The organism is Chryseobacterium sp. IT-36CA2 (assembly GCF_949767875.1).
Classification (GTDB): domain Bacteria; phylum Bacteroidota; class Bacteroidia; order Flavobacteriales; family Weeksellaceae; genus Chryseobacterium.
Genome location: NZ_CATKPG010000022.1, coordinates 1 through 12,883 on the forward strand (window position 1 = coordinate 1; position 12,883 = coordinate 12,883).

Here is a 12,883-nt window from a genome sequence, read left to right on the forward strand (position 1 = left end):
AAAAAAAGAAAAATTTAAAATTATATTCTCTAAAAAAGACTTTTCCTTACTTGATGTGATGAACTGCAGTAAGATGCTTGTGGGTAAAGAAGATGAAGATACTTTTGTATTTAATCAAAAACTTCATTCTTTTGATAAGGAATCTATCCTGAAAATACTTGATTACCAAAAGGAACATAATTATAGCAACAGTGAGGTTGCCCGATATTTTAAAATAAGCAGAAATACAATTGCGAGTTGGAAAAAGAGATTTGTTTAAATAGGCAATGCTATAAGATTCCAAATATTTGTATGTGAAATCTTATAGACTTCAGAAATGAGCTCTTTTTTTACGATGTCTTTTTAATTGTAGAATTTATTGTACTTCCCCTTATTATTAATTCTACAGCAACTAAAATATCTGAATTATAATTTATTTTAAATTTGAAACGCAGACAATATGAAGTTTATCCCTTCATAACACAGAATAAATATTTCCTTCTCCCAATATAGAATGAGTATAAATATTCTGTTTTAACTTTTCAGAATTTGATGATGAAAAGTTGGTAATGTGTTCATAACCTTATAGGTGCATTTAGGATAGTACTTTTTTAAGTATTAGGTTAAGGCTTCACATGTTGAAGCCTTTTATATTTTTTTTAACAGTTATTAAGATTTTATTATTTTTGCATAATCTTAATGACTATGATGAAAATATTAGTTTTAGGGGCTTTATCTATCGCCTCATTACATTTTGCACAGAGCTATCCTGCCTCTGCTATTCCTGAGAATTTAAAGAAAAATGCTAACGTCGTTGTAAGAAAGGATTTCACGACTGCTCAGATCAATAAAGTTGATGAAATAAAATACCAGTATAATACCGTTACTACAGTTTTAAATAAAGATGGTAACGAACAGGCTGTCATTTATATTCCCTATGATAAACAAAGACGTATTTCAAACATAAAAGTTACAATTTATGATGAAGCCGGGAAAAAGATCAAGAGTGTATCGAAATCTGATTTTCAGGATATATCAAATAACTCTCAGGGAGTTTTTTATTCTGACAACAGAACATTGGTATATTCATATACACCGGTTCAGTATCCTTATACTGTAGATTTTTCTTATGAAACGAATGATGAAAATACAGTTTTTATTCCTGATTTTGTGCCTTTTAACTCTGTGAAAACATCTTTGGAAGAAGCACAGTTCAAAATCATTAATAATTCAGGAATTGAATTGAGAACCAAGATTTATCCTTCAAAATATAATTATGCATCAGTAATAGAAAGCGGTAGCGGAAATGATAAGACTTATGCATACAAAAATGTGCCTGCTATTGATGATGCCTTTATGATACCACAGCCTGTTAAGATTTTGCCTGCAGTAGATTTTGCTCTGGCAAGATTCAGCCTGGCAGGAAAACAGGGAACTTTGAATAACTGGACAGATTTCGGAACGTGGATTTATAATGATCTTTTGATACCCGTTTCAGGATCTACTCCTGCTATTAAAGCTGAAGTAGCCTCTTTACAACTGCAGGGATCGGTAGAGAATAAAGTAAAGAAAATTTACCAATACATGCAGAATAAAAGCCGTTATATAGCTGTATCTCTAGGAATAGGAGGCTGGCAGCCTATGTTGCCGGATGAGGTTCAGAAAAAAGGATATGGAGACTGTAAAGGGCTTACCAATTATATGAGAATTCTTTTGACCGAGGCAGGAATTCCATCCACGTATTGTATTATCAATTCTAGCCGTTCACAGGTTTCTTTTGATCCTGAATTTCCATCTATGGGTGGAAACCATGTTATTCTGATGGTTCCTACTGAAAAAGGAAATATCTGGCTTGAAAACACGTCTCAGCAAATAGCTTTTAACCATTTAAGTTACAGTACAACTGATAGAAATGTACTGGCTGTGACTCAAAAAGGAATAGAGCTGATCAATACACCTGTATATAAAGCAGAACAGAATAAAGAAAAACAGACATTGAAAATTAACCTTCATGAGGATAACAGTATTATAGGAACTGGAAATTTTTACTATACGGGAAATCAGTATGATTATAATTTAAGATTGGCTAATCTTAACCCTAAAGAAAAAAATGATGCAGTAAAAAGGATATTTGATATTTTGAACTTTGAAAAGGTTGAAATGAAAAACTTTAATAATGACAGAGACAATGCTGCCATTACCTATGATCTGGATTTTAAGACAAATAATTTTTCTAAAAAAGCAGGAAACAGTCTTTTGTTCAGATCTGTCCCTATTTTTACGGATGCTGTTTTTAAAACCGATGAAAGCCGGGAACTTCCTTTTGAGGTAGGGATGTCTTATGAAGATGAATATGAAATTGCATTTATTCTTCCTCAAGGTTACAAAATTGACGAAACTCCTGATAATTCCAATATCACTTCAGAATTTGGATCTTATAAGCTAAGCTTCGTTAAAAGTGATGATCAGGTAAAAGTGATCAGAAAAATGCAGATTAATAAAGGATTGTATCCAAAAGAAAAATATAATGATTACATAAGTTTCAGAAAAAAAATTCTGAACATGGATAACTCAAAAATCTTAATAACTAAAATATAACCATGAAAAAAATAATAGTATTGGTGCTTTGCGCTGCCAATGCAATCATGCTGAATGCTCAGAAAAAGTACGAATTTCTGAATCCCCCTAAATTCAATGATGCGGATCTGTCTAAAGTGAAATCATTATTAGATGAAAACGCTCCAGCTGAGATTTTGTATAAATCAGCGTACTTTATGGTGGACGCCAATACGGGTAATCTTCATAAAAGATATTATTACAGAGTTAAAATTTACGATAAAGATAAAGCTGAAGATTGGTTGAATCTTGAAATTCCAATTTACAATGTAGGAACTAATAGGGAGTCTCTCGGTAAATTTAAGGCTTTTACCTATAATCTTGAAAATGGAAACGTAGTTCCCGTAAAAGTAGAGAAGAGTTCCCAGTATAAAAGTAAAGAGAATAAATATGTTACGCTGACCAAATTTGCTTTTCCAAGTGTGAAAAACGGATCTGTCTTAGAGTATCAATATGAAATTGTATCTCCGTTCCGATTCATTATTCCGGAAGTATTAATAGAATCCGATACCCCTTCACTCAATACAGAATATGTGTTGGATGCTCCTATAAATATGTCCTATAATGTAAACTATACCGGTGAAATGACCCCTAAATACAGGGAAATGGAAGAAAGGAATCTATATGGAGCTCAGTATAGAACATACAGATTTGCCTTTGAAAATATAAAAGGTTTTAAAACTGAAAAATTTGTAAGAAATGATAGGAATTTCAGAACGAAGATAGGGGCGGAGCTGAACTCTACCAACTTTGGAGAGCTTAAGCTCTATTCATCTTCGTGGGATCAGATTGGTAAAAGACTTTATGAAAGTGATGATTTTGGTGGAGAACTGAAAAGAACAAAACTGGCAAAGGAAAACATGCCGGCAGCAGTTTCAGGAATGAAAACCGATCTTGAAAAAGCAAATGCTATTTTTTCATATGTTCAGAAAACTTTTACATGGAATAAAGACAGAGGAGTTTACACTGAAGATGGAATTAAAAAATTAGTGGAAACGAAAATTGGAAATGCGGCAGAAATCAATCTTTTTTTGGTGATGATGCTTCGTGAAGCAGGTCTTAAAGCTGATCCGCTAGTTATTTCTACGGTGGAAAACGGGATAATTAATCTGGTGTCACCCAATATTTCCAACATGAATTTTGTATTAGCTGCTGTTAACCTTGATAATCAGCTGCATATTTATGATGCAACCTCGAAACAGTCTTCACTGGATGAAATTCCTCTTAAAAACTGGAATCAATTTGGAATTCTGGTGACTAAAGAAAAGACCCTGCAGATTCAAATGTCTAATTTAAAATCAAGCAATACCTTCCTTACAGCTAATGCTAAAATTAATGATGACGGAAGTATTTCAGGTACATATTCAGACCGAGATACTGGTGCTTATGCAATGTATGTGAAAGATAGCTATGATGATAATGCAGAAAAATATAAAAAACAGTACAAGGAAAACTTCTCCATGGATTTTACGGATATCAATTCAAAAGTATTAGAAAATGGAGATTTTGAAAGCAGTATGAAATTCTCCTCTTCAAACCTTATTGACAGGGTAGGAAAGAAAATGATTATCAATCCTATGCTATTTTTAAGCAAGAGTTCCAATGAGTTTGATCAGACTGAAGTCAGAAGGTATCCAATTGATTTTGGGTCACCTACCACCAAAGTTAAAAAAGTCACACTTGAAATTCCGGAAGGATATGTGATTGAGGAAATGCCTAAAGAAAAAAAGATCGTTACAGAAGATAAAGAAATATCATATAGCTATTCTATTGAACAAAAAGGAAATAAACTGGAAATTACCACGACTACAAAAATTGGCAGCTCAGATTATCCAAAAGAATACTATCCTGCATTCAAACAGATCTGGGGAGTAGCATCGAAATTTGAAAATCAGGTGATCAGCCTTATTAAAAAATAATGCTTACGATAACGTAAGATAATAGTAAAAGACTTCAGAAATGAAGTCTTTTTTTTGACCTTTCATGAAGCAAAATATAATTTTTGGTGTAATAGATTTTAAAAAATTATAAATAGATTTTCAAATGTGTGAAATTAATGTTGTTGATTTCTAGTTGATTAGGTGCCGTGTGGTAATTTTGTCGTAGTGTTTTTTTTCTTTTTTAAGAATTGTTTTTAAAAATTTGCGGTCTAAGACTTATTAATAAAATTAATTAAATACTAACAAAATGAAAAAAAATCTTACCCTATTGTGTCTTATTGTTATTTCAGCTTTAGCGCATTCCCAGGTCGGAGTTAATACAGTAAATCCTCAAGGTGTTTTCAACGTTGATGGAGCTAAGGATAATCCTACAACTGGAGTTCCTAATGCTGCCCAGCAATCAAATGATTTTACTGTTACAAATACTGGTAATGTTGGGATAGGTACAACTGCTCCTTCAGCAAAACTGGATTTAGCCGGAACCATAAAAATAAAAGATGGTTCTCAAGGTGCAAATAAAGTGCTTACCAGTGATGCAAACGGATTAGCATCTTGGCAGAACCCAACAGCTGGATGGACTGCTATGTTAAGAGATGGAAAAACAACTGTAAATCCAAGCATTCTTAACTTTACATCCGGGACAGTAATTGGAGTAGGAGGTTCTGCAAATGCGACAACGGATGAGATCACTGTTCCTGCAAACGGTCTCTATGAAATTACAATTAGTGTTTGGTCAAACGGTACTGCAAATAATTATTTAACGACATGGGATATTAGGAAAAATGATGTTGCTCTATTTGCATCGCCTCCTCATTATGTCTCCCCTTCTGCAAATCTAGGTACAAGTACATCTGTTACTCGTTTTGCTGATTTAGCTGCGGGTGACAAGATAAGTGTCTATTTATCTAATATTTTCCCTAATCCTTCTCTTGCTACTCAGGCTAATTATTCAACATTAGTGGTTAAGCTTCTTCAATAGTCATATTAAAATAAACCATTAATTGCAGGCCCGTAATTTCATCTACGGGCTTTGTATTACTTTTTAGTAATAATAGAAACATTGGTAAGACACCATTCGTAAATTAAATATTTTGTAATAATTATTGTGTGTTTGATTATAATGCATGTTTTATGGTTTATTTTGGAATATAATAAGCCATTATTGATTTATCTGTGAAATATTATAATAGATGTGGTATATTTACATGACAACTATTAACCCATTATGAAATTTTTTCTTATTATTATTTTTTGGGGAATAAGTCTTTCATTCTTCAAAGCACAGGAGTATAGTATAAAACAGATAGATAGCTTAGTTTCTTACGGTACAGATTTTTCAGAGAAAGCTCCGGCTAATGGTATTCAACTCAATGAGAAGAATTATAAAATTGCTCAAAGAGCAAATTATCCTATCGGAATGGTAAAAAGCCTGAGTGCGCTCTCTGTATGTTATTTGTCTCGTGGAAATTATGAAAAAGCGCTTCAATATGCAAAGCAAACTGAAAAAGATGCCCTGGAGATCAAGGATTATAAAAGCATGTGCACAGGACTGCGTATTTCCGCAGTGTGTTATTTACACTTAGGGCTTGATCGGTTATCTGAAGAAAAAATGAGTAAGGCTTTTTATTTTGCTGATAAAATAGCTGATCCGGATGATTTTTATGAAACAAAGGGAAATTTATATTTAGCCAAAGCAGATATCATATTTTACGGTAAAAATTTAAGACTTTCTGAATTTTTTAAACAATCTAAAAATGCAATTGGTGAGTTTATCCCTATAAAAAATAATAAAACCCGGAATAATACTTTGAGTGTAGCTTATGCGAATCTTGGACTTTTTTATAGAATAAAAAAAATGCCTGATTCAGCAAATTACTTTATGAAAGAATCTTTAGATTTAGCTGAAATTTCCGGTAATACAGTTAATAAGAGTATTGCGTTATATGGCTTAGCATCTATTGCTTGCGAGAATAAAGAATATCAAAAAGCAATCGGTTATCTTGAAATAGTTATACCAGTTTGTAAAAAAATTAATGAACAATTTCTTTTGAAACTGGCATACAAAACCATGCAAGAATGCTATGAACATTTAGGGAATAATGAAAAAAAATATGAATATTTATTAAAATATACCAAGTTAAATGATAGTCTGGTTAAATCTGAAGAATTAACAAAAGACAGATCTGTTCAGAAGATTATAACAGAAAATGAAAAGGGGTTTATTGGTGAAAAAAAGAACCTTTATTTTCTAATTGTTTCTATTTTTTTATTATTAGTTTTGATTTCGTACTTTGCCTATAAAGCATTGCGAAAGTATAATGAAGAAAAAAAAGAAAAATTGCAGAAAGAAAATGTAATTGCAGAAAAAGAATCCAGGCTTACGGAGATGAACAAAAAAGTAAACAATGCTTTTGAGGAGGTTATAGAATTAGCTAGAAAAAATGATCCTTCATTCCTTGCAAGATTTACTGAGGTTTATCCGGATTTTATTGAGAAACTAATTACTACATGTCCTGTTCTTACTTCTGGGCAATTAAAATTTTGTGGATTACTTAAACTTAATTTTTCTACTAAGGAAATTGCATATTATACCAGTATTACTACGAGAGGTGTTGAAATAAAGAAAAACCGTCTTCGTAAGCAATTAGGAATTTCATCGTCAGAAGATCTTAATACCTGGATGATGAATTTTTAAATGATTTAATATTGATTATATACAAGGAAAACTTCTCAACGGATTTCTCAGATATAAATTCAGTAGTATTGAAAAATGAAGATTTTGAAAGCAGTATGTAATTCTCTTCCTCAAACCTTATGGATAGAGCAGGAAGGAAAATGATTTTCAATCCATGTTATTTTAAGCAAGAGTTACATAATTTAAATAAATTCTAACAAATAATCTTAAAAGACTTCAGAAATGAAGTCTTTTTTTTATACTAATTCCATTAGAAAGTTTACTATTCTGTTGTTTAAGCTCTAATTGAATAAAAAATAACAATACTAACTGTCTGTTTTTCAAGCGATAATTTAATGATGTAGATTTGATGTAGGTGTTTTTTGTTTTTAATTCATTTTTTTTGCTATCACTTTGTACTTGCAATTTTTAAATACACAATGATAAACAATAACTTTACTATTAGCATTATGCTATATCCCATGTCCTTATATAAGGCCCGTTGGCAAGTCATGCAATACTGATATATAAATAGACTTAATTGCTTATTTGTTAAAAAATCAATGATTATTTAATAATAAACTTTATTTATCACTGAAATAAATTGTTAATTTTATTATAGTTGTCTATTTGTTCGGTAGAAGGATGGATTTGTAATGAAATTAATAATTATTCAATTTAGGATCGATTATGAGAAGATATTTCCTTTTTATTACTTATTTTGTGATAAGTTTGTCATTTTACAAGTCGCAAAATTATACTATAAAACAGATAGATAGCTTAATTGGCTATGCTGTAGATTTTTCACGAAAAGCTCCAAATAATGCGGTTCCGCTTAATGAAAAGAACTATAAAATAGCGGAGGAAGCTAATTATCCTGAAGGAGAAGTCATAAGTTTGAATTTGCTGGCTGTAAGTCATTTGAATATGAACAACCTGGATGAGGCTCTTTATTATGCTCAAAAAGCTGAAGAAAAAGCATCGGAAATCAATGATTATAAAGGCATGTGCAAAGGGTTGCTTACCTATGCAATGATCAATTCTTTATTGGGATTTGATGAAGATGCACAGGTAGCAATAAAAAATGTCTTTTCTATTGCAGATAAAATAAAAGATCCGGACGACTTTTATGAAGTAAGGGGGAATATATATTGTATCAAAATAGATATGCTGGCTTATACTAATAAAAGTGTTACCTCTCCATCTGAAGTTTTTGAATTTGCTAAAAAATCAATCAATGAGTTTTCAAAAATTAAAAAAATTAAAAAACGCAATCAATTTTTGGCACTTGCCAATTCAAATTTAGGATATGCATACAATAAAAAGAAAATGTATGATTCAGCATTTTATTATGCAAATAAATCTTTAGAACTGGCTAGAAAGGATCGTAGTACATATCATGAGTGTGTTGCATTAAATACTCTGATTGCAGCATTAAAAGGGAAGAAAGATTATCAACAAGCAATCAGTTATTTGGAACTATTGATACCGCTTTCCAAAAAAATTAATGAAAAATTTATGTTAATTTCTTCTTATCGCGGTGCGGGGAAAGCTTATGAGGCAATTGGAAATGAAGAAAAAAAGTTAGAGTATTTTGCTAAATATGCTAAATTAAATGATAGTCTGGTCAAAGTTACCAATCTAAAAAATGACATAGCTGTTCAAAAGCTTGTAAAAGAAAAGGAAAAGAAATATGTTGATGAAAAAAAAGACCTTTATTTACTAATTACTGTCATTTGTTTATTCTCTTTTTTGGTTTTTTATTTTGGATATCTGGTTTTCAGAAATTATAAGCGGGAGAAAAAAGAAAAACAATATAAAGAGAATATTATTCAGGAAAAAGAATCTCAACTTACTGATCTAAAAGAAAAAATAAATAATGCCTTTGAGGAAGTATTGGAGCTGGCTAAAAAAAATGATCCGACTTTTCTAATAAGATTTAGTCAGGTATACCCTGACTTTATGCGGAAACTAAACCTTGCGTATCCAGATCTTACTCCCGGACAGCTAAAATTCTGTGCCTTATTAAAACTTAATTTCTCTACTAAAGATATTGCTGATTATACTAATATTTCTGTCAGAAGCGTTGAGATAAAAAAAGGACGCCTGCGTAAACAATTGAATATAGCATCCTCCGAAGATCTCAATAAATGGATGAATCTTTTAGATTAGATAATAAATGATTGGTGCAAATTAGTTGATTTTTAAATTGTTAACTGTGTGTTGTAGATTTGTTGTAGTTGTGCGATGTGGTTTTGTTGTAATTGTTTTTTTTGAAATAAGATAAGTTTTGTGTCACTTTGGTGAATGAATTAAAAAAATTCAGGATTATGAAAAAAAAAATAATTTCCCTCTTTTTATTATCAACCGTTATATGGGTTAGTGCTCAGGTCGGTGTTAATACTTCAAGTCCGGCAACAACATTAGACGTAGTAGGAAAACCTACGGTTACCTCAACGTTAGACGGTATCATTCCTCCAAGAATTACCGGAGCACAATTGAGAGCTAAAAATTATACCGCTGCTCAAACAGGAGCTGTGGTATATGTAACAGCTGCTGATACAGCACCTGCATTACAGACTGTAAATGTAACATCCACAGGGCTTTTTTCTTTTGATGGGAGTGTTTGGCGGGTTGTTAGTACTCCTCCTCCTTCTTCTCCTGTTGGCACTGGTACCGTTATTTATGTGAACGGGCAGCAGCAGATTGCTCAGGAAATATCTGCGAAATTAAGTAATGACTGGAAAGTTCCTTTTAATAATTCAAATCCGGCAGCGTCTACTAATAAACAGGCGATTGGAAATTTGACTGATGAGTATATAGATAATTTTAATGCTTTTACGGGAACAGATGGGACGGTTACGGCACCTGACACATATTCAATAGGTGGATCGAACTCATTTACTGTAAACGCAAGCGGAACTTATCTGGTGAATATGAATTTCCCATTGCAATGCTCTTCAGGGGGACCTTTATCTGGTAACTTTTATTATGGTGTATATAATATAACTGATAACAAATGGGAAGCTTATAGTTTGGATACAATTAATAATTTATCTGTAGGGCAGCTAAAAAATATTGCCTATCTGGCAGGTATCGATTTATTGAGCGGTAAAAATTATTCATTGTATGTTGCTTTTCAATCTAGTAACACAGGAATCTTGCTAATGAGAGGAGTAAACACAATTTCAGGATCTCCGTCTCCAATGACTTTTTTCTCTGTTAAGCGTTTGAAGTAAACACAGTTTTTAAAACTCTATATAGATTTAAATAATCATTAATAAATATCCCGATTCCAGTAGTTTTTGCTGAGAATGATTAGAAAAAGAGTGATGACCTAAAGTCATTGATTTTATTCTAATAATAAGAAAAATATCTATTATTAGATGTAGAGTCTTTTTGTTATGTTTAACCATTCATCTTTTTGAATGGTTTTTTTTGTATTTCATATTCTAAAATCAGAATTATGAAAAATACCATTACTGTTAGTATCACCTGTAATGAAGCAAAATAGCCGCTCAATCTCAGAAAATATAGGAAATTAATCGCTTGAAAAGTAGAGTAGATTCGTAAATGTAAATATCTCATACCATCTAAGTAAATTCTAAAAAAATAAAAAAAGACTTTAGAAATGAAGTCTTTTTTTATTTATAGTATTGAAAACTTTACTGTTCTGTTGTTTTAGCTCTGATTAAATATAAAAAAGATTAATAATGTGCTGTTTTTCAGTTGATAACGCAATGTTGTATATATGTTGTATCTGTTTTTTGTTTTATAATTAATTTTTTGTTGTCATTTTGCATCGCAAAACTTTAAAAACACATTAATGAACACAAACAACAACTTTACTGTCAGCATTCTGCTATTCCTCGGGTTTCTCATACAGACTTATATTCTTAATCCTTCGATACTTAAAAGCAGATAAACCTTTCTGCTTGCTTTTTTTGTTAAACATTAATAATTATTTTACTATAAAACTTATTTGTTGTTGATAAAATTGACTAATTTTATTATGGATATTTATTTGTTTAATGAATAATTAATTTTTGATAAAGTTTACAATTATTCAATATTGAATTTGATTATGAAAAAGAAAATCCTTTTTATTGTTTTTTTTGTAATAAGCCTATCCTTTTATAAATCGCAGGAATACAATAAAATACAATTGGATAGCTTGCTTGCTCATGCCCAGGATTTTTTTATGAAAACTCCGAATAATGCTGTTCCGCTGAATGAAAAAAATTATAAAATATTTAAAAAAGCAGGTTATTCTAAAGGCATGATAGAAAGTCTGTACATGCTTTCTATATCACACTTAAGTGTGGGGCATTATCAGACAGGTCTTTCTTATGCCCAGCAGACTGAGAAACAAGCTTCAGAAATAGATGATTACAAGAATATTTCTAATGGGCTGCGAGTATCAGCACTGATATATTCCTTGCTGGGATTACATTCGGATGCAAAGGAAATGTTCGCGAAAGCCTTTTCTGTTTTAGATAAAATAACTGATTCTGATGATTTTTATGAAACCAAAGGAAATTTGTACAATACAAGAATAGAGATGTCTCTTTATAGTGCAACAAATCCTATGACTCTTCCTGAATATTTAGATTATGCTAAAAAAACAGCAAATGCATTTTCAAAAATTAAAAATACCAAAATCAGAAATAATTATTTAAGCTTTGCATATTCAACCTTAGGCCAGTTTTATACTGAAAAAAAAATGTATGATTCTGCATATTATTATTCGAATAAAGCTTTAGAAATGGCTAAGAATGATGGAAGTCTTCACAATGAATGTATTGCACTTCATAATTTAGCATACACATCAAGAAAGCAGAAAAAATACGAGGAAGTTATTATTTATTTGGAAAAACTTATTCCTCTTTCTAAAAAATCGAACGAGGTTAATATTTTGCAATCTTCCTATAAGAGGATACAAATGGCATACAAGGAGCTGGGGAATAAAGAAAAAGAACTGGAATATATCAATAAATATGATGCCCTTACTGATAGTTTGTCAAGGAATGACAAGTCTCTGAGAGAGACCTCTGTTCAAAAAATAGCACTGGAAAGACAGGAAAGATTCATTGATGAAAAAGAAAAACTTTATCTCCTTATTGCAGGGATCTGTTTGCTGTCAGTTCTTATAGGGTATTTTGGTTATAAATCATTAGTTAGTTACAGACAGGAAAGAAAAAAAATCGAACATAAAGAAATTATCATTGAAGAAAAAGAGTCCCAGCTTACAGAACTGAAACAAAAGGTAAACAATGCCTTTGAAGAAGTATTGGAGCTGGCTAAAAAAGATGATTCTTCTTTCCTCACAAGATTTAGTGAAGTGTATCCTGACTTTATCCGGAAACTCAATCTGGCTTACCCGGATCTTACGCCCGGGCAACTAAAATTCTGTGCCTTATTAAGGCTCAATTTTTCTACTAAAGAAATTGCCTATTATAATAATATAGCGAACAGAAGTGTAGAAATAAAAAAAGGCCGCCTTCGTAAGCAATTGAATATTTCATCTTCTGAAGATCTTAATAAATGGATGATGAATCTTTAAATTATAATTTTGTCCATGCTTATGAGTTGAATCTCTTTTTTTGATTCGGATTTAAACTTTTTAACATAAATAATAAAATTCCTCCTGCTGACTTCGATATTGAGGTAGCAG

At 31.3% G+C, this 12,883-nt stretch carries 8 protein-coding genes; all 8 read left to right on the top strand.

The features are described from left to right. Positions 1–259: helix-turn-helix domain-containing protein (locus ACM6F9_RS14895; RefSeq protein ID WP_414846433.1), on the top strand; the 259-nt coding region annotated here is incomplete at its 5' end. Positions 260–684: 425 nt separating this feature from the next. After that, positions 685–2,577, top strand: coding sequence for a DUF3857 domain-containing protein (locus ACM6F9_RS14900; RefSeq protein WP_414846434.1), 1,893 nt, complete (start codon positions 685–687; stop codon positions 2,575–2,577). A 2-nt stretch (positions 2,578–2,579) separates the two neighbouring features. Beyond that, on the top strand, positions 2,580–4,514 hold the full coding sequence (locus ACM6F9_RS14905) for a transglutaminase domain-containing protein (RefSeq protein ID WP_414846435.1): 1,935 nt from the start codon (positions 2,580–2,582) through the stop codon (positions 4,512–4,514). Positions 4,515–4,803: 289 nt separating this feature from the next. Then, complete coding sequence (locus ACM6F9_RS14910) at positions 4,804–5,514, top strand: hypothetical protein (protein WP_414846436.1); 711 nt, start codon at positions 4,804–4,806, stop codon at positions 5,512–5,514. Positions 5,515–5,760: 246 nt separating this feature from the next. Beyond that, complete coding sequence (locus ACM6F9_RS14915) at positions 5,761–7,230, top strand: tetratricopeptide repeat protein (RefSeq protein ID WP_414846437.1); 1,470 nt, start codon at positions 5,761–5,763, stop codon at positions 7,228–7,230. 669 nt (positions 7,231–7,899) lie between these two features. Then, positions 7,900–9,381, top strand: coding sequence for a tetratricopeptide repeat protein (locus ACM6F9_RS14920; protein ID WP_414846438.1), 1,482 nt, complete (start codon positions 7,900–7,902; stop codon positions 9,379–9,381). Positions 9,382–9,539: 158 nt separating this feature from the next. Then, positions 9,540–10,448, top strand: a complete 909-nt coding sequence (locus ACM6F9_RS14925; protein WP_414846439.1) for a hypothetical protein — start codon at positions 9,540–9,542, stop codon at positions 10,446–10,448. An 845-nt stretch (positions 10,449–11,293) separates the two neighbouring features. Then, on the top strand, positions 11,294–12,772 hold the full coding sequence (locus ACM6F9_RS14930; RefSeq protein WP_414846440.1) for a transcriptional regulator: 1,479 nt from the start codon (positions 11,294–11,296) through the stop codon (positions 12,770–12,772). The last annotated feature ends 111 nt before the right edge of the window (positions 12,773–12,883 follow it).